Annotated in this window: 22 protein-coding genes; 11 read left to right on the forward strand and 11 right to left on the reverse strand. The window is 72.2% G+C overall.

The features are described from left to right. Nucleotides 1-46 precede the first annotated feature (46 nt). Nucleotides 47-532 carry a DUF6328 family protein gene (locus tag JF597_RS30120; protein ID WP_294002529.1) on the reverse strand — a complete coding sequence of 162 codons (486 nt, stop codon included), beginning with the start codon at nt 530-532 and terminating at the stop codon, nt 47-49. Nucleotides 533-614: 82 nt separating this feature from the next. Further along, nucleotides 615-1,598 (reverse strand): aldo/keto reductase, encoded by a 984-nt coding sequence (locus tag JF597_RS30125; RefSeq protein ID WP_294002531.1) that lies wholly within the window; start codon nt 1,596-1,598, stop codon nt 615-617. Nucleotides 1,599-1,737: 139 nt separating this feature from the next. On the opposite strand from JF597_RS30125, the gene JF597_RS30130 reads away from it, so the two are divergent. Further along, nucleotides 1,738-3,444, forward strand: a complete 1,707-nt coding sequence (locus JF597_RS30130; RefSeq protein WP_294002534.1) for a cholesterol oxidase substrate-binding domain-containing protein — start codon at nt 1,738-1,740, stop codon at nt 3,442-3,444. A gap of 10 nt (nt 3,445-3,454) precedes the next feature. Here JF597_RS30130 and JF597_RS30135 read toward each other — a convergent pair whose 3' ends face one another. Continuing rightward, complete coding sequence (locus tag JF597_RS30135; RefSeq protein ID WP_294002537.1) at nt 3,455-4,348, reverse strand: SDR family oxidoreductase; 894 nt, start codon at nt 4,346-4,348, stop codon at nt 3,455-3,457. 133 nt (nt 4,349-4,481) lie between these two features. On the opposite strand from JF597_RS30135, the gene JF597_RS30140 reads away from it, so the two are divergent. Continuing rightward, nucleotides 4,482-5,354: a LysR family transcriptional regulator gene (locus JF597_RS30140; protein WP_294002540.1), complete on the forward strand. Its 873-nt coding sequence runs from the start codon at nt 4,482-4,484 to the stop codon at nt 5,352-5,354. A 171-nt stretch (nt 5,355-5,525) separates the two neighbouring features. Here the strand turns inward: JF597_RS30140 and JF597_RS30145 are convergent, their stop codons facing one another. From JF597_RS30145 to JF597_RS30155, 3 genes are all read right to left on the reverse strand, one after another. Continuing rightward, nucleotides 5,526-6,125 carry a TetR family transcriptional regulator gene (locus JF597_RS30145; RefSeq protein WP_294002542.1) on the reverse strand — a complete coding sequence of 200 codons (600 nt, stop codon included), beginning with the start codon at nt 6,123-6,125 and terminating at the stop codon, nt 5,526-5,528. Further along, a complete protein-coding gene (locus JF597_RS30150) occupies nt 6,122-7,615 on the reverse strand; it encodes an MFS transporter (RefSeq protein WP_294002544.1) in 1,494 nt (497 codons plus the stop codon). Before JF597_RS30150 ends, JF597_RS30145 begins: the two co-directional genes overlap by 4 nt. Nucleotides 7,616-7,713: 98 nt before the next feature. Further along, nucleotides 7,714-8,904 (reverse strand): FAD-dependent monooxygenase, encoded by a 1,191-nt coding sequence (locus JF597_RS30155; RefSeq protein WP_294002547.1) that lies wholly within the window; start codon nt 8,902-8,904, stop codon nt 7,714-7,716. A 343-nt stretch (nt 8,905-9,247) separates the two neighbouring features. Between JF597_RS30155 and JF597_RS30160 the strand changes: the two genes are divergently transcribed. Further along, nucleotides 9,248-9,637 carry a tyrosinase cofactor gene (locus JF597_RS30160; protein WP_294002550.1) on the forward strand — a complete coding sequence of 130 codons (390 nt, stop codon included), beginning with the start codon at nt 9,248-9,250 and terminating at the stop codon, nt 9,635-9,637. 36 nt (nt 9,638-9,673) lie between these two features. Further along, nucleotides 9,674-10,504, forward strand: coding sequence for a tyrosinase family protein (locus tag JF597_RS30165; RefSeq protein ID WP_294002553.1), 831 nt, complete (start codon nt 9,674-9,676; stop codon nt 10,502-10,504). Nucleotides 10,505-10,530: 26 nt separating this feature from the next. Here the strand turns inward: JF597_RS30165 and JF597_RS30170 are convergent, their stop codons facing one another. Together JF597_RS30170 and JF597_RS30175 are read right to left on the reverse strand one after the other, a co-directional pair. Next, complete coding sequence (locus JF597_RS30170) at nt 10,531-11,235, reverse strand: ribonuclease H (RefSeq protein ID WP_294002556.1); 705 nt, start codon at nt 11,233-11,235, stop codon at nt 10,531-10,533. Nucleotides 11,236-11,282: 47 nt separating this feature from the next. After that, nucleotides 11,283-12,077 (reverse strand): VOC family protein, encoded by a 795-nt coding sequence (locus JF597_RS30175; RefSeq protein WP_294002559.1) that lies wholly within the window; start codon nt 12,075-12,077, stop codon nt 11,283-11,285. Between the two features lie 147 nt (nt 12,078-12,224). On the opposite strand from JF597_RS30175, the gene JF597_RS30180 reads away from it, so the two are divergent. From JF597_RS30180 to JF597_RS30195, 4 genes are all read left to right on the forward strand, one after another. After that, complete coding sequence (locus JF597_RS30180; protein ID WP_294002687.1) at nt 12,225-13,232, forward strand: zinc-binding alcohol dehydrogenase family protein; 1,008 nt, start codon at nt 12,225-12,227, stop codon at nt 13,230-13,232. A 229-nt stretch (nt 13,233-13,461) separates the two neighbouring features. Continuing rightward, nucleotides 13,462-14,904, forward strand: coding sequence for a family 2B encapsulin nanocompartment shell protein (locus JF597_RS30185; protein ID WP_294002562.1), 1,443 nt, complete (start codon nt 13,462-13,464; stop codon nt 14,902-14,904). Nucleotides 14,905-14,921: 17 nt separating this feature from the next. Next, nucleotides 14,922-15,974, forward strand: coding sequence for a family 2 encapsulin nanocompartment cargo protein terpene cyclase (locus JF597_RS30190; RefSeq protein WP_294002564.1), 1,053 nt, complete (start codon nt 14,922-14,924; stop codon nt 15,972-15,974). A 49-nt stretch (nt 15,975-16,023) separates the two neighbouring features. Beyond that, on the forward strand, nt 16,024-16,908 hold the full coding sequence (locus JF597_RS30195; RefSeq protein ID WP_294002567.1) for a geranyl diphosphate 2-C-methyltransferase: 885 nt from the start codon (nt 16,024-16,026) through the stop codon (nt 16,906-16,908). 60 nt (nt 16,909-16,968) lie between these two features. On the opposite strand, the gene JF597_RS30200 is transcribed toward JF597_RS30195, so the two are convergent. Continuing rightward, complete coding sequence (locus tag JF597_RS30200; protein WP_294002570.1) at nt 16,969-17,451, reverse strand: VOC family protein; 483 nt, start codon at nt 17,449-17,451, stop codon at nt 16,969-16,971. A gap of 132 nt (nt 17,452-17,583) precedes the next feature. On the opposite strand from JF597_RS30200, the gene JF597_RS30205 reads away from it, so the two are divergent. Then, nucleotides 17,584-18,396 (forward strand): class I SAM-dependent methyltransferase, encoded by an 813-nt coding sequence (locus JF597_RS30205; protein WP_294002573.1) that lies wholly within the window; start codon nt 17,584-17,586, stop codon nt 18,394-18,396. Nucleotides 18,397-18,601: 205 nt separating this feature from the next. Beyond that, nucleotides 18,602-19,489, forward strand: coding sequence for an RNA polymerase sigma factor SigF (locus tag JF597_RS30210; protein ID WP_294002690.1), 888 nt, complete (start codon nt 18,602-18,604; stop codon nt 19,487-19,489). Between the two features lie 72 nt (nt 19,490-19,561). Here JF597_RS30210 and JF597_RS30215 read toward each other — a convergent pair whose 3' ends face one another. Together JF597_RS30215 and JF597_RS30220 are read right to left on the reverse strand one after the other, a co-directional pair. After that, nucleotides 19,562-20,014 carry an ATP-binding protein gene (locus tag JF597_RS30215; RefSeq protein WP_294002576.1) on the reverse strand — a complete coding sequence of 151 codons (453 nt, stop codon included), beginning with the start codon at nt 20,012-20,014 and terminating at the stop codon, nt 19,562-19,564. A 105-nt stretch (nt 20,015-20,119) separates the two neighbouring features. Beyond that, nucleotides 20,120-21,361 (reverse strand): DUF6777 domain-containing protein, encoded by a 1,242-nt coding sequence (locus JF597_RS30220; protein WP_294002579.1) that lies wholly within the window; start codon nt 21,359-21,361, stop codon nt 20,120-20,122. A gap of 404 nt (nt 21,362-21,765) precedes the next feature. On the opposite strand from JF597_RS30220, the gene JF597_RS30225 reads away from it, so the two are divergent. Further along, a complete protein-coding gene (locus JF597_RS30225; protein WP_294002582.1) occupies nt 21,766-23,055 on the forward strand; it encodes a streptophobe family protein in 1,290 nt (429 codons plus the stop codon). The last annotated feature ends 13 nt before the right edge of the window (nt 23,056-23,068 follow it).

Here is a 23,068-nt window from a genome sequence, read left to right on the forward strand (position 1 = left end):
CTCGGCCGTGGTGCGACGCCGCGCGGGAGTGGCCGTGCGACCGGGCTCAGCGGGCCGTGTGGCGGTGCCGGGACCACAGGGGCAGGCCGTACCAGCACGCCAGGTACCAGACGACGATGCCCGCCACCACCCAGGTCACCCGGCTCCCCTCGGTGGCCACCCGGAGGATCAGCACCAGGGAGGCGGTCATGGTGGCCAGCAGCAGGAACAGGCCGATCGAGGTCAGCCGGGACGCCAGCCGTACCGCCTCCGGCTTCACCCGGCGGCCGGAGACCAGCCGGTGCAGGGAGACCGGGCCGATCAGGGCACCCGTCGCGGACGCGCCCAGGATGACGGTCACGACGTAGATCGTCTTGTCCACGTGGGACAGCTGGGCGTACTTCTGCTGGAAGACCACGGTGAGCAGGAAGCCGAAGAGGATCTGCACACCGGTCTGCGCGACGCGCACCTCCTGGATGAGATCCGTCCACATGCGGTCGGCGCGTTCGTCCGCCGTCTCGTCTCGGCCGGTCCGCCTCTCCTGGTCGGTCATGGAGTGCGTGTAACCCACGGGACGGGCCTTCAAACGGCGCGGGCCGGGAGCGGCAGGGCCGCGCTCCCGGCCCGCTCCGGTGCTACCAGCGGGCTTCCACCTGGTCCTTGATCCGGCGGTCGTAGAGGTCGCGGATCGCGGCGACCGTCTCCCCCGACAGCTCCGGGAGCTGCGCGGCGGCCGCGTTGGCGCGGGCCTGCTCCGGATTGCGGGCGCCCGGGATCACGGTGGTCACGCCGGGCTGGTCGATGATCCAGCGCAGGGCGAGCTGGGCCGGGGTGTACCCCTCGGGGGCGAGGGCGGCGAACTCGGCGGCGGCCTCGACGCCCGTCGCGTAGTCGACGCCGGAGAAGGTCTCGCCCTGGTCGAAGGCCTCGCCGTGGCGGTTGTAGGTGCGGTGGTCGTCGGCCGCGAAGACGGTGTCCTTGGTGTACTTGCCGGACAGCAGCCCGGAGGCGAGGGGCACGCGCGCGATGATGCCGACGCCGGCCTCGCGGGCGGCCGGGAGCACCTCGTGCAGCGGCTTCATGCGGAACGGGTTGAGGATGATCTGCACGCTGGCCACGCCCGGGCGGGCGATCGCGGTGAGGGCCTCCGCGCTGGTCTCGACGCTCACGCCGTAGGCGGCGATGCGCTCCTCCTCGACCAGGGTGTCGAGGGCGTCGTACACCGCGTCGGAGGAGTAGACCGGCGTCGGCGGGCAGTGCAGCTGCACCAGGTCCAGGCGGTCCACGCCGAGGTTGCGGCGCGACCGGTCGTTCCATGCGCGGAAGTTGTCCAGGACGTAGTTCTCCGGGATCTGGTCGACCCGGCGGCCCATCTTGGTGGCCACCAGCACGTGCAGGTCCGGCCTGCCGCGCAGGAACGTGGCGATGGTCTGCTCGCTGCGCCCGTCCCCGTACACGTCGGCGGTGTCGAAGAAGGTCACCCCTGCCTCCGCCGCCGTCTCCAGAACGGCGAGCGCCTCCTTGTCGTCCACCTCGCCCCAGTCGGCGCCGAGCTGCCATGTGCCGAGGCCGACGACCGATGCCCGCTGTCCCGACCTGCCGATTACGCGTTCGTCCATGGCGCCAGTCTGTCATCCGCCACCGACAACGGTGTCACGGGCCGGTGCATCACCGACCGCCTGTGAATCCTTCACTCACACGGGTGATTTTGGTGGACGGAAATCGGAGGTGTGTCCACCGGGCCCCTAGCGTGTCGGCGTGACTGATCGTTCATCGGACAACTTCCCTGCCGTGGACGGCTGGAGCCGCCGTGGCTTCCTGCGGTCCGCCGCCGCGCTCGCCGCCGTTCCGGTGCTGCTCGCCGCCGATCCGGCCGTGGCCGCCGCCGAACTGCCCGGCTTCCCCGCGGATGTCGCGCTGTATCGTTCCGCCTACCGCAACTGGGTCGGCGAGATCACCGCCGACGGGCTGTGGGCCTGTGCCCCGGCCGACGCCGGTCAGGTGCTCGCGGTCGTCGACTGGGCCTGGCGCAACGGGTGGCGGGTCCGCGCGCGTGGCTCCTCGCACGGCTGGTCGCCCCTGACGATCACCGAGGGGACGGGAGCCGCCGAACAGGTTCTGCTCGTCGACACCACGAGCCATCTCACCGGGCTCTCCCTGGACTCCGGCTCCGCGGTCCGGGCCGGGACCGGGGTGACCCTGGAGGCGCTGCTCACCTTCCTGGAGGACCAGGGCCTCGGGCTCACCGCCGCGCCCGCGCCGGGCGATCTGACGCTCGGCGGCGCGCTCGCGATCGACGCGCACGGCACCGCCGTACCCGCCGACGGCGAGGACCCGGTGCCCGGGCACACCTACGGCTCGCTGAGCAACCTCGTGCTGTCGCTGACGGCGGTGGTGTGGGACGGGAGCGCCGGAGCGTACGTCCTGCGGACGTTCCGGCGCGACGAGGCGGACTGCGCGGCGCTGCTGACGCATCTGGGCCGCGCGCTGGTCACCGAGGTCGTGCTGCGGGTGGGGGCGAACAGCAGGCTGCGGTGCGTCAGCCGGACCGACGTCCCGGCCGCCGAGCTGTTCGCCGCGCCCGGTTCCGGCGGCCGGACCCTGGACGGCTTCCTGCGGCGGTCCGGGCGGGTCGAGGCGATCTGGTTCGCCTTCACCGAGTACCCGTGGCTGAAGGAGTGGAGCGTGGCACCGGACAGGCCGCTCACCTCGCGGCACGTCACCTCGCCGTACAACTACCCCTTCTCCGACAACGTACCGACCGTGGTCGCCGACCTGGTGGGGCGGATGGTGTCGGACGCCGCCTGGTACCTGGCGCCGGTGCTCGGGAACGCGCAACTGGACGTGGCCACCGTGGGGTTGGCGGCGACGTCGTCCTCGGACATCTGGGGGGCGTCGAAGAACACGCTGCTGTACATCAGGCCGACCACGCTGCGGGTCGGCGCGAACGGGTACGCGGTGCTCACGGGGCGGCCCGACGTGCAGCGGGTGGTGCACGAGTTCACGTCGTTCTACCGGGAACGGCTGACCGCCTACGCGGCGTCCGGGCGGTTCCCGGTCAACGGGTCGGTGGAGATCCGGGTGACGGGACTGGACGAGGCGTCCGACGCCGGGGTGGCCGGGGCACAGGTGCCGTTGCTGTCGGCGGTGCGGCCCCGCGAGGGGGCCGACACCGCTGTGTGGCTGGATGTGCTGACGCTGCCGGGGACGCCTCATGCGGAGGCGTTCCTGCGGGAGTTGGAGAGGTTTCTGTTCGAGAGGTTCGAAGGGACCCGGGTGGAGTGGTCCAAGGGGTGGGCTTATACGGAGTCCGGTGTGTGGAGCGATGAGGAGGTGCTGGGCACGAGGGTTCCGGAGTCGTTCGGAAGTGCGGTGTGGGATGCGGCGGTCGAGGTGGTGGACCGCCTCGACCCACACCGGGTTTTCAGCAACGGGTTCCTGGACGGGATGCTTGTGCGCCGTTGACATGCGCGGGCTAATGGGGGAAGTAGTGCCCCTCCTCCAAGTCGGCGATCAGGCCCGGCTGTTCCGGATCCCAGCCCAGCAGCTTGCGGGTCCGCTCGCTCGACGTCGCGTTGTCGACGGCCGCCACCATGCCGAGCCAGCCGAAGTGGGCCTGGGCTTCGTCCGCCGGGATGCTCTGCAGCGGAACGCCGAGGCCGCTGCCTATCGCCGCCGCGATGTCCTTGAAGGGGATCCCCTCGTCGGCCGCGCCATGGAGGCCGGTGCCCGCCGGGGCCGACTCCAGGGCCAGGCGGAACAGGCGGGCCGCGTCCAGGCGGTGGACGGCCGGCCAGCGGTTGGTGCCGTCGCCGACGTACGCGGCGACGCCCTTCTCCCGGGCGACGTCGATCAGCCGGGGCAGGAAGCCCTGGTCGCCGCGGCCGTGCACCGAGGGGGCCAGGCGGACCACCGCGCTGCGTACGCCGCGCCCGGCCAGGGCGAGGGCGGCGAGGTCGGAGTCGGCGCGGTAGGTGCCCGGCACCGGGGTGTCCTCCTCTGTCGCCACCCCGTCGACGGAGGCGAGCATCAGGGTTCCCGAGGTGATCACGAAGGGGCGGTGCGAGCCCTCCAGCGCGGCGCCGACCGCCTCGATCACGCGCAGGTCGCTCTCCGCCGCGCCGGTGAGGTTCGGGAAGTCGTCGTGGTTGAAGGCCAGGTGGATGACGCCGTCGGTTACGGCCGCCGCGCGGGCCAGGTCCTCGGTGTCGTCGAGGCTGCCGCGGTGCACTTCGGCGCCCGCCACCCGCAGGGACTCGGCCGACTTGTCCGAGCGGGCGAGGGCGAGGACCTGGTGGCCTGCGCCGAGGAGTTCGGGGATGAGGGCGGAGCCGATGAAGCCGCTGCCGCCGGTGACGAACACGCGCATGGTGGGTGCTCCTTCGGATGAGGGGGTGGTGCGTCCATCGTTGGGCCGACGGGCCGGGGGCGTCCAAAACCTCTTTCGCAATGCGCAATGCACTTCAGGCATGAACGCAGGTCGCCGAACGTATTCTGGAGAAATGGCCGATCCCGCTTCCGTCCCCGACCTCGATCTGCGGCTCGTCCGGTACTTCACCGTCGTCGCCGAGCATCGGCACTTCGGCCGGGCCGCGGGCGCCCTGCACGTCACGCAGCCGGCGCTGAGCAGGCAGATCCAGCGGCTGGAGCAGGTGCTGGGGGCGCGGCTCTTCGACCGCACCCCGCAGGGGGCCCGGCTCACCGAGGCCGGCGAGGTGTTCCTGCCGCGGGCCGAGGGGTTGCTGCGGGCCGCGGGCGAGGCCGCGGCCGTCACCCGGGCCTACATCAACGGGATCTTCGTCACCCCCGCCGTACGCGACCTGCGCCGCCGTTTCCCGGACGCCGAGGTGCGGACCGTGCACCTCGACTGGGACGAGCCGCGCGAGGCCCTGCTGACGGGGCGGGCGGACGCGGTCGTGACCCGTCTGCCGCTGGCCACCGAGGGTCTGCGGGTGACCGTCCTCCACGACGAGCCGCGCGTCCTGGTCGTCCCGCTGGACCACCGGCTGGCCGGGAAGGAGTCGGTCACGCTCGACGACATCGCCGACGAGCCGCTGCCCCGCGGCCGGGATCCGCTGTGGAACGCGTTCTGGCGCGTCGATCCCCGGCCGGACGGCAGCCCCGCGCCCGACGGGCCGCTGATCGGCGCGGTGGAGGACAAGTTCGAGCATGTGGCCGCCGGGCAGGCCGTGGCGATCGTGCCCTGGGTGCCGGGCGCGGTCGTCCGCCCGGACCTCACCACGGTCCCGCTGCACGGCCTGGAACCGAGCCACGTGGTGCTGGCGACCCGCGCCGGCGACAGACACCGGCTGACGGCCGCCTTCCGCAGGTCGGCCGAGGCGCTGCTGACGGGGCCGGCCGCGGAGCCGGACTAGGGCCTGTCTGACAATTCGCGTCGTTGCCCGAAGGGCGGCCGCGCGGCGTCAGGTGCGTGCTCTCGGCGTGCCGGCCCCAGACCCTCGTACTGGACGTACTTGGATCTGGGGCCGGTGCGGCGAGAGTGCGTGCATGGCGTCGCGCGGCAGACGGGAATTGTCAGACAGGCCCTAGGGGGTCAGCTGGGCCTGGAGGGCCGGGCCGTAGCGGTCGGCGATGTCCGTGACGTCGGTGGCCGCGCGGTCCCGCAGCCGCGGGCCGCGGGCGATGCCGTACATCACGCCCAGGCCGATCAGCTGGGCGACCGCGAGTTCGGCACGCAGGCCGGGGTCGGGGCCGGTGAGCCGGGCGGCGAGGGCGTCGACCACGTGGGCGCGGAAGTTGGCGCGCAGTACGTCTCCGTGGTCGCCGTGCAGGGGTGCGAAGGCGATGCGCAGCAGCGGGTCGGCACCGCGGTCGCGCTGGCTCTCCAGGACGTGCCGGACCATGTGCCGGCCGAGGTCCTCAAGGGGTGCGTCCAGCAGGGCGGCCGCGTCGGTGTCGAAGGACATGACACGGGCGAAGAGGCTGTCCTTGTTGCCGAAGTACTTGAGGATCAGCGGTGCGCTGACCCCTGCGCGTTCGGCGACGTCCTTGAGGGTGATGTCGGCGTGCGCGTGCCGGGCGAGGAGGTACCGGGCGGCTCTGAGGATGGCCGCCTTGGTGGCCTCGGCGTCCCGGCGGGCGGGAGCCGGGGCGGGGGTGCCGGGGCGGGTGTTCACGGCACTCACGCTCCCTCCAGCGCGTCGTCCCTGACACTCCCGGCACGGCTGCGGACCCGCGGGGTGTCGTCGGGCGCCTTGTCGCCGGGGATGGAGAGGGCGGCGGCACCGGCCGCGAGGGCGACGACGCCGGCCATCACGAAGGCCAGCAGATAGCCGTGGAGCGTGGCGATCGGGGCGCCGCCGACGAGGCTGGTGTGGTGGGTGAGGACGGCGGCCACGGCGGCGCTGGAGGTGGCCTGGCCGATGGTCCGCATGAGGACGTTGACGCCGTTGGCGGAGGCGGTCTGGCCCGCCGGTACGGCCCGCAGGATCAGCGTGGGCAGCGCGGAGTAGGCGAGGGTGGTGCCGGTGGAGACGACGGTGGCACCCAGGATGATCATCCACAGGTCGCGGCTGTCGGCGATGCGGACCGCGTATCCGCAGGCGATGACCGCCGCGCCGAGGGCCAGGGTGATGCGCGGTCCGCGGGAGGCGGAGATCCGGGCGGAGAGCGGCGAGAACAGCAGCATGGTCACGCCGCCGGGGAGCAGGCACAGGCCGGTGGCCACGATCGACAGGCCGAGGCCGTACCCGGTGGCTTTCGGCGCCTGCACCAGCTGGGCGGTGACGAGTGAGTTGGCGTAGAAGGCGAACCCGGTGAGCAGGGCGGCGACGTGCGAGAGGCCGACCCGCGGCCGGGCCACGAGGTGCAGGTCGACCAGGGGCTGCCCGGTCCGCAGCTGCTGCCACCACCACAGGGCCAGCACGAGGACGGCGGCGCCGAAGAGCCCGAGGACACGGGGGCTGCCCCAGCCCCACTGGCCGCCCTGTGAGACGCCGAGCAGCAGGCAGGTCAGCCCGGCGGCCAGCCCGAGCGCACCGAGGACGTCGAAGCGGCCGCTCTCGCGGACCGGGGACTCCCGTACCGCCCACCACACGGCCGCGACGCCCAGCGCCCCGAGGAAGCTGGTCAGCCAGAACATGGTGTGCCAGTCGTAGTACTGCACGACGAGCGCGGCCAGCGGCAGGCCCAGCGCGGCGCCGATGCCGACGGTGGAACTCATCAGCGCCACCGCCGATCCCCGGCGCTCGGGCGGGAGTTCGTCGCGCAGGATGCTGATCGAGAGCGGTACGACGGAGGCGGCGGCGCCCTGCAACGCGCGGGCGACGATGAGCACGGTGATGTCCGACGACAGGGCGCACATCACGGAGCCCAGGGTCATCAGGGCGAGGGCCCCGGTGAGCACCCGCCGCTTGCCGTACATGTCACCGGCCCGGCCGAGCACGGGGGTGAGGACGGCTCCGGCGAGCAGGGTCGCGGTGACCGTCCAGGAGACGGCGCCGGCCGAGGAGTGGGTGAGCCGGGGCAGATCCGGCAGGAGGGGGACGACGACCGTCTGCATGACGGCCATGAGGATCCCGCCGAAGGCCAGCACCGGGATGGTCAGCCGTCCCCGCAGCGAGGGCGGGGCGGCCGGCGATCCCCGGTGGCCTGTTGTCGGGGCGGGCTGGTCCATCGGCACTCCTGCGGGCGACGCGGATGTGGAGGTGAATTCCCATTCACCCTATCGAGTGAATGACCTTTCACCCAAACCATTCCGCGACCGTACGGCGCCTACGACCGGGCGTGCAGGGCGCGCGCCGCCCGGGGCCCGAGCCACCGCTTGAACCTGCGGAGCATCTCCAGCCGTCCGGCGGCCTTGTCGAGGCCGTAGTAGAGCTGCGGCGGGACGTACGGCAGCAGCGGCGAGTGCCGCTGCCCGAGCAGCGCGAACATGCGGTGCGGAGGCAGGCCGATGTAGCGGGGCAGGTTCTCGTACCACTGGGCGCTGAGGCGGGCTGCGCTCTGGGCGGAGACCAGTTCGGCCCGGCGGCGCCGTTCGTAGGCGGCGAGGGCCTCGGGCAGGACGGCGTGCTCGCGCAGGGCGCCGGCCAGGCACATCGCGTCCTCCAGGGCGAGGGTGGTGCCGGCGCCGATGGAGTAGTGGGTGGTGTGGGCGGCGTCGCCGAGCAGGACGAGGTTGCCGTGGTGCCAGGTGCGGTTGGTGAGGGTACGGAAGGCGGGCCAGGCCGCCGAGGAGCCCCCGGTCAGCGGGTGGCCGCCGAGGATGCCGGCGAACAGCTCCTCGAGCAGCGCCAGTTGACCGGCCTCGTCCATCGCGTCGAGGCCGAGGCCGGTGAGGGTGTCCGGGGCGCACTCGATGACGCAGGTGCTGTGCCCGTCGTCGTACGGGTAGCCGTAGCACCAGACCCAGCCGTGCCCGGTCTCGACGAAGGCGAAGGTGAAGGAGTCGAAGACCCGCGTGGTGCCGAGCCACACGTAGTGGTTGCGGCCCTCGGTGGCCTCGGTGCCGAAGTGGCCGGCGTGCCGGGTGCGCAGGGCGCTGTGGATGCCGTCGGCGGCGACGACCAGGTCGGCCTCGGGGAGGTCCTCGGGGGTGATCTCGTCCTCGAACTCCAGCCGGATCCCGAGGCTGCGGGCGCGTTCGGCGAGGATCTCCAGAAGGCGGTGGCGGCCGATGCCGTGGCCCGCGTCGCCGGGCTGCCGGGCCGTCCGGCCGCGGACGTGGGCGACACCCTGGGTCCAGCGCACCGAGCTGTCCTCGATGGCCCGGGCCGACTCGGGATCGCAGGCGTACAGCCGGTCGAGGAGGGCGCGCCAGTAGGTGACGCCCCAGCCGTAGGTGGAGCCCTCGGGGTTGCGTTCGTGGACGGCGATGTCGTGGGACGGGTTCTGCCGCTTGAGCAGGATCGCGAGATACAGGCCGGCGGGCCCGCCTCCGACGCAGACGACCTTCACGCACACACCCCTGAGTTTCACCGAACGTGGTCAATTGGCATCGGAGGGTAGCAGCGCGAGGACGCCCGGCCGGGCTTTCGAATCGCGCCAGTCTGACGCCGTGAGCCACACCACCCGGACGGCGGACCGCGGAGAAAGATCTCCGGCAAGCCGCTCACCCACGCAAGGAATTACCCGTTCCGGGTCCGGCGGAGCCGCTGCCACAGCAAGATCACCTTTGTTCAATCTTGTATGACATGTAGCTAATTGTCCTTATCGTAGCCAACCCGATCCGGGCGATTTCTCCCGCTCCGGAGCCGGCGGATAGGCATACGGAGTCATCAACCGCACCCGTCACAGGAGCATCCGTATGCCCGAACTCACCCGCCGTCGCGCCCTGACCGCGGCGGCCGCCCTCGCCGCCGCGGCCGGTGCCCAGTCCCTCCTCGCGCCCGGTGCCTCGGCCGCCGGCCACTCGCACGAGGGATCACTCGAACCCTTCGACGAGGTCTACAAGGGCCGCCGAATACAGGGCCGCCCGGCCGGCACGGACGACATGGGCGGCGGTCACCACCACGGACACGGCGGCGGATACGCGGTGTTCGTGGACGGGGTCGCCCTGCATGTGATGCGGAACGCCGACGGCAGCTGGATCAGCGTGGTCAGCCACTACGCCCCGGTCGCCACCCCGCGCGCCGCCGCCAGGGCCGCGGTCGACGAGCTGCAGGGCGCCGCGCTGCTGCCGTCCCCCGCCAACTGACCGCGCCGACCGCCCCGTTCAAGGAGCTTTCCGCACATGACCGTACGCAAGAACCAGGCCAGTCTGACCGCCGACGAGAAGCGGCGGTTCGTCGCCGCCGTCATCGAACTGAAGCGCAGCGGGCGTTACGACGACTTCGTGCGCACGCACAACGCCTTCATCATGTCCGACACGGACGACTCGGAGCGCACCGGCCACCGTTCGCCGTCGTTCCTGCCCTGGCACCGCAGATTCCTGCTCGACTTCGAGCAGGCGCTGCAGTCGGTGGACTCCTCCGTCGCGCTCCCCTACTGGGACTGGAGTGCCGACCGGACCGTCCGTGCCGCGCTGTGGGCACCGGACTTCCTCGGCGGTACCGGGCGCAGTTCGGACGGGCGGGTCACGGACGGGCCGTTCGCCGCCACCGGCGGCAACTGGCCGGTCAACATCCGGGTGGACGGCCGTACTTATCTGCGCAGGTCGCTCGGGACGGCCGTGCGCGAGCTGCCGACCGGGGCCGAGGTCGACTCGGTCCTGTCCATGGCGACGTACGACATGGCGCCCTGGAACAGCGCCTCGGACGGCTTCCGCAACCATCTGGAGGGCTGGCGCGGGGTCAACCTCCACAACAGGGTCCACGTCTGGGTCGGCGGGCAGATGGCCACGGGAGTCTCCCCCAACGACCCGGTGTTCTGGCTGCACCACGCCTTCGTCGACAAGCTGTGGGCCCGGTGGCAGCGTCGGCACCCCGGGGCGGCCTACGTACCGGGCGGTGGCACGCCGGACGTGGTGGACCTGGACGAGACGATGAAGCCGTGGAACGACGTGCGGCCGGCGGACCTGCTCGACCACACGAGGTTCTACACGTTCGACACCCTGGAGCCCTGACCGGGCCGCTGTGTGACGCCCCTGGGTCAGGCCTCGGCCACCGTACGGCACTCCGGGTGGCCCCAGCCCTGCGCGTTCTTGGCGATCGGCTCGCCGGCCGCGTAGGAACGGCCGCACAGGCAGCGGCCGGGGAACTTCGCCTTGATGGTGCGGGACGAGGAGCCGCCCGCCGCGCTCTTGCGGGGTGCCGCCTTGCGGCGCGGGGCCGCGGCGGAGGCGACGGGCGCCGATGACGGCGGCGGCGCCGGGGAGCCGAGGGCGCTGCCCGCGGCCTCCTGGACCGTGGCGGCCTGGCTGGCCGCGCGGTCGGCGAAGTCGTTCAGCGGGTCGCCGTCGACCTGGTGGGCGGGGACGTACCGGAAGTCGACCGTGCGGCCGTCGAGGAGCTCGTCGATGCGGACGACGAGGTCCTGGTTGGCGACCGGCTTGCCCGCGGAGGTCTTCCAGCCGTTGCGCTTCCAGCCCGGCAGCCAGGTGGTGACGGCCTTCATCGCGTACTGCGAGTCCATCCGCACTTCCAGCGGCACGTCCGGGTCGGTGGCCGCCAGCAGCTGTTCCAGGGCGGTCAGTTCGGCCACGTTGTTGGTGGCCTTGCCGAGCGGCCCGGCCTCCCAGCGGGCGGGAGTCGCCGCGTCGTCGGACACCACCCAGGCCCAGCCGGCCGGTCCCGGGTTTCCCTTAGAAGCCCCGTCGCACGCGGCCACCACTCGTTCACGCATGGGCCCGATCATGCCACGGCCGGGCGGAGTGCCCGGCCGTGGCCCGGGATCCGGGCTGGTCAGACCTCCGTGCCGGAGGGCATCTCACCTTCGGTGGTCGTGACGTCGATCACCGAGAAGTTCGCGCCCTGCGGGTCGGTGAGCGCCGCCATCCGTCCGAAGGGACTGGTCATCGGCCCGAACCGGAGCGCCGCGCCGAGCTTCGTCGCCTTGGCGACGGCCTCGTCGCAGTCGGAGACGGTGAAGTACACGTTCACGTACGAGGGCACCTCGGGCGGGAAGTCGTCGGTCATCCGCATCCGGCCGAGGACCGGCTGCTCACGGAGGTTGAACGTGCGGAAGTCGACGTTGCTGTCCTCGATCTGCCGGACCGTGTAGGGGAAGACGGCCGCGAAGAAGGGGTCGGTCTTCTCGGGCTCGCGGGTGAAGACCTCCGCCCAGCAGTAGGCGCCCGGCACCGCCGTGGCCTCGAAGCCCTCGTGGACGCCGCCCTGCCAGATCCCGAACACCGCGCCACTGGGCTCACGGGCCAGGCACATCGTGCCGAACTCGCCGACCTGCATCGGCTCCATCAGCACCTCGCCGCCGTTCGCCCGGATCCGCCCGGCGGCGGCCGCGGCGTCCGGCGAGGCGAGGTACAGGCACCACTGCGAGTGCCCCTCCTGACCTGACATGGGCGGTACGACGGCGGCGACGGCCTTGCCGTCCGCGTAGGCCTGGGTGTAGTTGCCGTACTCCGAGGACGACTCACCGAAGGTCCAGCCGAGCACCTCGCCGTAGAAGCTCTTGGCCCCCTCCAGGTCGCTGAACATCGCGTCGGCCCAACAGGGGGTTCCTTCAGGTTGTACCGCCATGTCCGCGGCCCTTCCGATCGAGCGGGTTCTCCCGGTTCCTCACGCTAGCCACCGGGCGGACCGCCCGCGCGCCGAACGCCGCACTCCGGCGGAGACTGGAAGGGAGTCGGCGGCCTTCGGCGGACGGGGCGCGGTATGGCGGACGTGATGCGGGCATGGTCGGTGGAACGGCCCGGGCCGGTCGAGGCGGATCCGCTGCGGCTGGTCGAGCGGCCGGTGCCGGTGCCCGGGGCGGACGAGCTGCTGGTGCGGGTGCGGGCCTGCGGGGTGTGCCGCACCGATCTGCACGTCACCGAAGGTGATCTCCCGGTGCACCGGACCGGGGTGACGCCGGGCCACGAGGTGGTCGGCGAGGTCGCGGGCACGGGTGCCGGGGTGGCGGACTTCGCCGTCGGCGACCGGGTCGGGGTGGCCTGGCTGCGGCGCACGGACGGGGAGTGCGCGTACTGCCTGCGGGGCTCCGAGAACCTGTGTCCGCGCTCGGCGTACACCGGCTGGGACGCCGACGGCGGTTACGCGCAGTACACGACCGTGCCGGCCGCCTTCGCCTACCGGCTGCCCGGCGCCCTCGACGACGTCGCGCTCGCACCGCTGCTGTGCGCCGGGATCATCGGCTACCGCGCGCTGCGCCGGGCGTCGCTCCCGGCGGGCGGGCGGCTGGGCCTGTACGGCTTCGGGGGCAGCGCCCACCTGTGCGCGCAGGTGGCGCTCGCCGAGGGCGCGCGGGTGCATGTGCTCACCCGGGGCGCCGAGGCGCGGCGGCTGGCCGTGGAGCTGGGCGCGGCCTCGGCGCGGGACGCCTACGAGCCGCCGCCCGAGCCGCTGGACAGCGCGATCCTGTTCGCGCCGGTCGGCGATCTGGTGCCGGTCGCGCTGCGTGCCCTGGACCGGGGCGGGGTGCTGGCGGTCGCGGGCATCCACCTCAGCGACGTGCCGTCACTGAACTACGAGCGCGAGCTGTTCTACGAGCGGGAGTTGCGCAGTGTCACCTCCAACACCCGTGCCGACGGGCGGGAGTTCCTCGCCCTCGCCGAGCGGCACGGCGTCCACGCGACCACCCACCCCTACCCGCTCTCTCAGGCCCCGCGGGCCCTCCGGGACCTGAAGGCCGGGCGCTTCGACGGGGCCGCGGTGCTGGTGAACGACCTTTCCTGAGTCCAACCCCGGCGCGGCCCCGGGCACGAGAGCGGGCGACCGGCGCACGACCGGGAAACGCAACCCTTTCCACCCCGAACACCTGGTTTGCGCAACTAAGGCATGCAACCGCCCCTTTCGCGCCGTACCCGTAGATCACCAAGGCTGTTTGGCTTGTCCGTGCGCACCACCACCTCGCACACCACCGACCCTCCGGGTCACCGTTGTTCACCTCTCTGCTGGAGGGAATGTGTCCACACCGGACAGCGTCATCGGTTCCGCCGTCGACGAGCCCGAGCCGGATCCGACCGCCGACGGGCAGCTCACCAGCCTGAGCACCCGGGCCGCACGCCAGCTCGCCACGACCACCAAGTCCGAACCGCAGATGCAGGCCATCACCTCCCGGTGGCTGCTGAAGACACTGCCGTGGGTGGACGTCAAGGGCGGCACCTACCGGGTCAACCGGCGGCTGCAACTGCGCACCGGACGGGGCCGGGTGAGCTTCGAGCACAACGGTGGGGACGACATCCGGGTCATCCCGCGGACCCTCACCGAGCTGCCGATCCTGCGCGGCTACGACGACCCGGACGCGCTGAACCAGCTCGCGGACCGGTTCCAGCCCCGCGAGGTCCGCGCCGGGCAGGTGCTGTTCGAGGCCGGGCAGCCGGTCACCGAGACCTACCTGGTGGTGCACGGCCGGTTCATCCGGTACGCGGCCGGCAAGTACGGCGAGGAGGAGGTCGTCGGGGTCGTCACCGACGGCGACCAGATGGGCGACGAGGCGGTCGGCCAGACCGACCCGCTCTGGCTCACCTCGGTGCGGGCCGAGACGGCGGGCGTGGTCCTGGCGCTGCCCTGGGCGGTCGCCGAGGAGATCATGGACCGGGTGCCGTCGCTCGGCGCCCATCTGCAGGCCTACGTCGACCGGCAGCGGCTGCCGATGAACCGCAAGGGCGAGGCCGAGGTGCCGGTGCAGGCCGGCCACACCGGCGAGCCGACCCTCCAGGGCGGCTTCGTGGACTACGAACTGGCGCCGCGCGAGTACGAGTTGTCGCTCACCCAGACCGTGCTGCGGGTGCACTCCCGGGTCGCCGACCTCTACAACCACCCGATGGACCAGACCCAGCAGCAGCTGCGCCTCACGGTCGAGGAGATCCGCGAGCGCCAGGAGTGGGAGCTGGTCAACAACCGGGAGTTCGGGCTCCTGCACAACATCGACTACGGGCAGCGGATCAGCTCCTTCACCGGCCCGCCGACCCCGGACGACATGGACGAGCTGATCTCCATGCGCCGCAAGACCAAGGTCATCCTGGCGCATCCGAAGGCGATCGCGGCCTTCTTCCGGCAGTGCAACCGGCGCGGCCTCGTACCCCCGTCCACCAACGTCGACGGGCACGAGATCCCGGCCTGGCGCGGGGTCCCGATCTACCCGTGCAGCAAGATCCCGATCAGCGACGACCACACCAGCAGCATCATCGCGCTGCGCACCGGCGAGGCCGACCAGGGGGTCGTCGGCCTCCACCAGACCGGCATCCCCGAGGAGTTCCAGCCCGGCCTGAACGTCCGCTTCATGGGGATCAACGAGCAGGCCGTCGTCAACTACCTGGTCACCGCCTACTACTCGCTCGCCGTCCTGGTTCCCGACGCGGCCGGGATCCTGGAGAACGTCCAGCTCGGCCGCACCGCCGACTGACGGCCTGGAGCACATCCATGAGCACAACCACCACCTCCTACGCCCTGCCGGGACCGCCGAACATCGCGGAGCGACTGCGCCCGGCCAAACGCACCGGGGCGGTCCCCGGGCTGCACTACCGGCCGGCCGTGCCCGCCGACCCGGAGAAGGCCGCCGAGCTCGACCGCCGGCTGGAGGCCTGGGCCCGCGAGCTGGAGCTGTTCCCCGCGGCCTGGAAGGGGGACTTCGCCGACTTCCAGTTCGGCCGGGCCGTCGTCCTCCAGCATCCGGGCGGCCTCGACCTCGACCGGCTCACCGCCGCCGGCAAGCTGCTGCTCGCCGAGAACATCGTGGACTCCTGCTACTGCGAGGAGGACGAGGGGCGGGGCGGATCCCGGCGGGGCCTCGGCGGTCCGCTGATCATCGCCCAGTCGGCGCTCGACCCCTATCACGGCATCCCGGAGCTGGAGGAGGAGTGGCGCGAGGGCATCCGGGCCACCGGCCCGCTGCGGTCGTACCGCTTCGCCCTCGCGGACTTCGCGGCCTTCGCCACGCCGAGCCAGACCGACCGGTTCGTGCACGACATCGCCCGGCTGCACCTCGGGTACCTCGGCGAGGCCGCGTGGATGGAGACCGGGTACCTGCCGCGGGTCTGGGAGTACCTGGTGATGCGGCAGTTCAACAACTTCCGGCCGTGTCTGTCGATCGTCGACGCGGTGGACGGCTACGAACTGCCCGAACAGCTCTACGCCCGCCCGGAGATCCAGCGGATCACGGCCCTGGCGTGCAACGCCACCACGATCGTCAACGACCTCTACTCCTTCACCAAGGAGCTGGCGAGCGACCCGGACCACCTGAACCTGCCCCAGGTGGTGGCGGCCAACGACCGGCGCGGGCTGAAGGCGGCCTATCTGAAGTCCGTCGACATCCACAACCGGGTCATGGCCGCCTTCGAGGAGGAGTCCGCCGCCCTGTCCGCCGGCTCACCGCTGATCGCGCGCTACGCCGAGGGACTCGCCGCCTGGGTCTCGGGCAACCACGAGTGGCACGCCACCAACACCCACCGCTACCACCTGCCCGACTACTGGTAGCCACCGAGCCCATCCGAAGCACCGTCAGAAACACTTCGAGGAGAACCTGTTGACCACCGCCCCTGTCGCTCGGAAGACCACCACGTCAGCCCCGGTGCCGACCCAGTCCAGGTACCAGAACAGCGTCGCGGAGTACTGGAACGCCGAGGAGAACCCGGTCAACCTCGCACTCGGAAAGATCGACGACCTGTACCACCACCACTACGGCATCGGTGAGGCCGACTGGTCGGTACTCGACGAGACCGACCCCGCGCTGCGCCAGGAACGCGTCACCGCCGAGCTGCACCGCCTGGAGCACGCCCAGGCCGAACTGCTCGCCTCCCATCTGGGTGCCCTGACGCCGGCCGACCGGGTCTTCGACGCGGGCTGCGGCCGCGGCGGCGGCAGCATCGTGGCGAACCTGCGCTACGGCTGCCACTCCGACGGGGTGACCATCTCCGCCAAACAGGCCGACTTCGCCAACGAGATGGCCCGCAAGCGGGAGGTCGGCGACAAGGTCCGCTACCACCACCGGAACATGCTGGACACCGGCTTCGAGACGGGCGCCTACGCGGCCTCGTGGAACAACGAGTCCACCATGTACGTCGAGCTGGACCTGCTGTTCGCCGAGCACGCCCGGCTGCTGCGCCGCGGCGGCCGCTATGTGACGATCACCGGCTGCTACAACAACACCTACGGGCAGGCGTCCCGCGAGGTGTCCCTGATCAACGCGCACTACATCTGCGACATCCACCCGCGCTCGGAGTACTTCCGGGCGATGGCCGCCAACCGGCTGGTGCCGGTCCACGTGGAGGACCTCACCGCGGCGACGATCCCCTACTGGGAACTGCGCAAGCAGGCCGACCACCTGGTGACGGGGATCGAGGACGCGTTCCTCACCGCGTACAAGAACGGCAGCTTCCAGTACCTGCTGATCGTGGCCGACCGGGTCTGATCCGGCGGCGTGTCCACGAGGGGGCGGTGTCCGCGGACACCGCCCCCGTCCCCGTACCGCTCACTCCCCCGCGTGGGCCTTCTTCAACGCGGCGATGTCGAGCTTGCCCATCGCGTACATCGCACGCGTGGTGCGCGCGGCCTTCTCCGGGTCGGCGTCGCCGATCATCTCGATCAGCCCGTCCGGGATGACCTGCCAGGACACGCCGTACCTGTCCTTGAGCCAGCCGCAGGGGCCGGGCTCGCCGCCGTTCTCGGTGAGCTTGGCCCAGTAGTGGTCGACCTCCTCCTGGCCGTCGCAGTAGATCTGGAAGGAGATGGCCTCGGTGAACCTGAACTGCGGGCCGCCGTTGATGGCGACGAACTTCTGCCCGTTGGCCGTGAAGTCGACGGCCAGCACGGAGCCCGCCTCCCCGGGTCCGGCCTCGTTGTACCGGCCGACCTTCCCGATACTGGAGTTCTTGAAGATCGACACGTAGTAGTGGGCGGCCTCCTCGGCCTGCCCGTCGAACCAGAGACACGTGGTGAATCCGTCGGCGGTCATGGACACCTCCTGGGAGCAGAAACGGGTCATCTGTACCGACCCCCGCCCGCCGGGAAACTCATCGCTCGGCGCCCTGGAAGACGTGCCGGAAAACACTGGCCCCGAGGCGCGGGCATCGGCATCCTTCCCAGCGTGGACGCACTGGAATTCAGGGTGAGGGACCGCAGGCTGCGGGACATCTTCGACGAGGACGCCGAGCGCTACGAACGGGCCCGGCCCCGCTACCCGGCCGCGCTGGTCGAGGAGCTGGTCGGGGTCACGGGGGCCGGGCCCGGCGTCCGGGTGCTGGAGATCGCCCCGGGCACCGGCAAGCTCACCGTCGACCTGGCCGCGTCCGGCTGTTCGATCACCGGCGTGGAGATCGGCCCGGGCATGGCCGCCGTGGCCCGCCGGCAGCTGTCGGCGTTTCCCGGCGTGGACGTGGTGGTCGCGGCCTTCGAACAGTGGGAGCTGCCGCCGGAGCCGTTCGACGCGGTGGTCTGCGCGACCGCCTTCCACTGGATCGACCCGGCGGTCCGGCTGCCGAAGGCGGCCCGGGCGCTGCGCCCGGGCGGGCTGCTCGGCGTCGTCGCCACCCACCACGTGGCAGGCGGCACCGAGGACTTCTTCGCCGAGGTCCAGGAGTGCTACGAACGCTGGGATCCGGCCACCCCGCCGGGCCTGCGCCAGACCCGCGAGTCGGACCTCGCGACCGACACGACCGAGTTCACCGGCTCCCCGTACTTCACCGACGTGGCCGTGCACGGCCACGCCCAGGAGATCACGTACAGCACCCGCCAGTACCTGGACGTGCTGCTCACGTACTCGAACCACCGCGCACTCCCGGAGACCGCCCGGAACGGGCTGCTCTCGGGCATCCGCGAGCTGATCGACTCCCGGTACGGCGGTGTCGTCACCAAACGGTACTGGCACGAGCTGGTCACAGCCGTGCGCGTCGGGCCCTAGCGGCCTCGTCCCCAGGCCACCACCGGCGGTTTTCCGCCAAGGCGGGAAACCGCACGCATGCGTCGCGTCACCCCGGGTACCCGAGCCGTCGAGGCACGCATGAGACGTCCGTTTCCGGGTACCCGGGCCGGGCGACACCTGGACAGGGCCGGGACGAGACCGGCCGAATAGGCAGCCGCCGAACATGAGTGACCTGGGAGAGGACATGAACACCGCCGGGATCCGGTCGGAAGCAGTGAACACCGCTCACCCCGTCGAGGCGTGGACGCCGGAGGGGGCACTGCCAGGAATCGAGGACCCGAGGGCCGTCGCCCCGCGCGACGCACGCGAGCTGTCCCGCCAGTTCTTCCAGCGGATCGGGGAGCTGGAGGAGGGTACGCACGAGTACCAGTACGCCCGCAACACGCTCATTGAGATGAACATGTCGCTGGTCCGGTTCGCGGCCGGCCGGTTCCGCAACCGCGGCGACGACATGGAGGACATCGTCCAGACCGGGATGATCGGCCTGATCAAGGCGATCGACCGGTTCGAGCTGTCGCGCGAGGTCGAGTTCACCTCCTTCGCGCTGCCGTACATCGTGGGCGAGATCAAGCGGTTCTTCCGGGACACCACCTGGGCGGTGCACGTGCCGCGCCGGCTCCAGGAACTGCGCGTGGAGCTGGCGAAGGCGCGCGAGGAGCTGTCCAGCCGCCTGGACCGGGAGCCGACGGTCGCCGAGCTGGCCACGCTCATGAACCTGTCCGAGGAGGAGGTGGTCGAGGGCCAGCTGGCCGCCAACGGCTACAACTCCTCCTCCCTGGACGCCGCGCTGACCGGGGACGGCCCGGAGGACGGCGAGGCGGTGCTGGCCGACTTCATCGGGGTCGAGGAGGAAGGCCTGCGGCTCGTGGAGGACTTCCAGTCGCTGGCCCCGCTCATGGCCGAGCTGAGCGAGCGGGACCGGGAGATCATCCATCTGCGGTTCGTGGAGGAGGCCACGCAGGCGGAGATCGGTGAGCGGCTCGGCTGCTCCCAGATGCACGTCTCCCGTCTCATCAAGCGGATCATCACGCGGCTGCGTCAGGGGATGCTGGGCGAGCTCGGCTGCGCCTGACGGCGAATCCCGGGCGCTGCCCCGCACCGGCGCGTGGGGCGGCGCCCGTGGCTTCGGCTCACCGGCTCGGGCTCACCGAGGGAAGCGCACCAGCGCGCGTACCCGCTTCCCGACCGGTACCCTCTCGGCGGTCACCTCGGTGGCCAGGGCATGGACGATCTCCAGCCCGTGCCGTCCGACCCGCTCGGGGTCCCTGGGGAAGCGCCGGGGCAGGGCCGCGCTGCTGTCGTACACGGAGACCAGGACCGCGCTCTCCGTACCCTCCAGTTCGAGGATGTACGGGCCGTTGCTGTGCCGGTCCGCGTTGGTCACCAGCTCGCTCACCACGAGCAGCAGCTCACCGTCGGCCCGGGGATCGATCTCGGCGCACCACTCGGTCCTGAGCTGCTCCAGGAAGCCGGCCGCGAAGTCCCGTGCCTCGGCGATGCAGCCGGGCTCGCCGGTGTAGTGCGCCGCGCGTCGCAGCGGCTCCACGGGTACGTCGAAGCCAGTCGGTATCACTGCCCCGCCCAGGTTTTCGATCATGCGAGTCTCTCCAGGAGGCCGGACCGGCCCGTCGCTGTTGCATCCATCCTCGTACCCCGAGTGCGCTCCGGCAGTCCCCGGAGGTGTTCGCCGACCGCGCACACCTCACGTCGCGCTGGTCACAGCGCCGGCGCACCGGGGGCCGCCGAGCCGGGCGGCATCTGCTGGGCCGAGGACGCCGGGGCGGCGGAGGACACCGCGGACTCGGGTCCGGGCGAGCCCGGCGACGCAGCGGACTGCGGGGCGAGCGGCTGCGCGGAGGACGGCGGCTCGGAGGCCGGTCCCTGCGACTTCGGCGGCGGCGACGCCGGCGACTCGGTCTTCGGGGACTCGGTCTTCGGCGACTCGGTCTTCGGAGGCTCCGGCGAGGGCGGTTCGGAGGACGGCGGCTTCGAGGACGGCGGCGCGGACGAGGGCGGCTGCTTCGACGCCGGCGAGTTCGAGGACGGCGAGTTCGAGGACGGCGAGTTCGAGGACGACGAGTTCGACGACGGGGAGTTCGACGACGGGGAGTTCGACGACGGGGAGTTCGACGACGGGGAGTTCGACGACGGGGCCGGGCGAACCGGGTCTGCCGGAGGCGGGCGGGCAGCCGTGGTCAGGCGGCGGGTTCATGGGATCCGGATCGGCCGGGGGCCTGGCCGGGCGGTCGTCGTGCCCGGTGTGGTCGCCCCGGTGGCGGCCGAACCAGTCGTCGTGCTCGTGGTCGAAGACGACGAACACCTTGATGATCTGCGCGGCGGGTGCGACGACGACCACGTTGGCGGGCCGGTAGCCGGCCCAGGCGGTGCCGACGGCCCTCGGGGTCCGCTGCGCGACCGGCGGGGCCAGCGGGTTGCCGCAGGCGCACCGCAGCCGGGGCACGCCGTGCCCGTCGACCAGGACGGCGGTGCCCGCCTGGAGGACGGACTGGTAGGTCGTCGTCCCGCCGTCACGGTACCCGTGGGCGGTGACCCGGGTGTCGGCGCGCAGCTGCACCGGGGTGAGGGAGCGCAGGTAGGCGGGGACGCCGGAGGGCTGGACGCCGGCCTGCGAGGCGAAGGCCCGGTTGCGGGACGGCGCGGCCTGCAAGTACTTGATCTGCTGTTCGACATCGCAGCTGGGGCTGTTCTTCGTGCCGCTGTAGAGTCCGGGCGCCCCGCCGTCCACCCCGCGCACCTCGTTCACCGGCGCCGCCGACCCGGCCGGGGCCGCGGACAGCGGCGCCGCGGTGGCCTTCCTGGCGGTGGACTCGGTGAACGGGTCCTGTCCGGAGCTGTTGGCGGACTGCAGGAAGACCTCGCCGCGTCTGCCGGAGCTGTCGCCCGAACGGGTGAGGACCAGGGCCAGGGCGGTGGCTACCACCACGGCGGTGGTGAGCGTCGCGACCCGGGGCGCCGACCTCCACCACGGGCGGTGCGGCTCTCCGCCCTGACCGCCGCCGCCTCCGGGCGGCTGCGAGGGGGGTCCTGGGGGCGGCCCGGAGGGCCCGGACAGGGGGCCGGAGGGGGGACCTGTGGGGCGGCCCGACGACGGCGGTTCGACGCTCACGCGCTCATCTCCCCGGTGCAGTAAACGGCATTCATGAAAAATGCCTCATTTGGGGCATGTCGAGCCCAATGTGCGCCGGTCCGGTACCGCCCGCAAGCGGACCCGGAGCCGCGGCCGAGCCGGCACCGGACCGACCTGGAGCCGACCTGGAGCCGACGCGCTTGCCGCGCGGACGGACCACCCGGGGGGCGGCGGGTCCGGGCGTTGCCTAACGTGACAGCGTGCGCCCCCGAATCGCCTCCGAGCGGCCGGTGGCCGCGCCGGCCGGCCGAGCCGCGGTCCGGCACGGGTGGCCGCGGGCCCTGGCCGTGGTGCTGGCCACGTCGATCGTGATGCTCGTGGTGGCCGCGGCGGGGCTGTGGGCCGCGGGCGCGACGGACCTCCCGAAGGGCGCGTTCCTGCCGGTGGTGCTCGCGACCGTGGTGACGGCCGTCGGCGGCGCCGCCGAACTGTCCGGAAACGCCGGCGAACTGGCCCGCACGCACGCCGGGCTCACGGTGGTACCGCTGTCGGTGACGCTGGTCGGGGCGCTGACCGCCGCCGGGGGCTTCCTGCGGCCGCTGCGGCACCGGGCGGTGGCCGGGGCCGGAGAGCTGGCCGGGTGGGCGGCGCGGATCGCGGTGCTGTGGCTGCTCGCGCTGATCGGGCTCGCCTCCGGTGCCCGGCACGCCTTCGCGGTGGACGTGGGCAACGGCACCCTCGGCGATCTCACCGACGCACTCGACGCGGCACCGGAGGCGGGCTTCACGACGGACGTGCCGCAGACGGCCGGGTTCGGGCTGCTGTGGCTGGCGGGGATCCTGCTGCTGGCGCTGCTGGTGTCGCGCGGGGCGCCGCTGCCGGGGCGCCTGGTGCGCTTCCAGGCCTCGGTCCGGCCGGCGGCGTACGCGATGGTCGTGCTCGTGCTGGCGTACGTCGTACTGGCCCTGGTGATCGCCCTGGCGGCGATGGCGGCCCGCGGGCACGCCGGGCAGACCCTCGCGGTGATCCTGCTCGGGCTGCCCAACCTGGCCTGGCTGGCCCTCACGCTCGGTCTGGGCGCCACCTGGAAGGGCAGGGTCGACGGACCGTTCGGGCTGCCGGTGCCGAAGGTGCTCGCCGAGGTGCTGCGCACACCGGACGTCTCGACGCTGAACCTGCGGACCGTCACCGCCCACGACGGCCGCTGGTGGTGGCTGGCCGGGGTGGCCGCGGTGCTCCTGACGGCGGCCGCGTTCCAGATGGCGGTCCGTTCCCCGGCCCGGATCCGCGCCTGGCAGCACGCCCTGCACCTGGCGGTCGCCCTCGCGCTGACGATGCTCGCCCTGTGCCTGACCGGGCGGGTCTCCGCCCACTACGGCCTCTCCCTGCTCGGCGTCGGCGACCTGGGCGGCAACCTGTCGGGCGAGCTGCTGCTCGAGCCCGTGCTCTGGCCGGCGGTGGGCCTGGGCGCGCTGTGGGGTCTGCTCGCCGGGTTCCTGGGCGCGCTGCTGGCCCGCCCGGTGCACCGGCGGGGCGAGGTGGTGGCCTGAGCGCCGCCGGCGG

Origin of the sequence: Streptomyces sp., from assembly GCF_019510245.1 — a bacterium.
Taxonomy (GTDB): Bacteria; Actinomycetota; Actinomycetes; order Streptomycetales; family Streptomycetaceae; genus Streptomyces.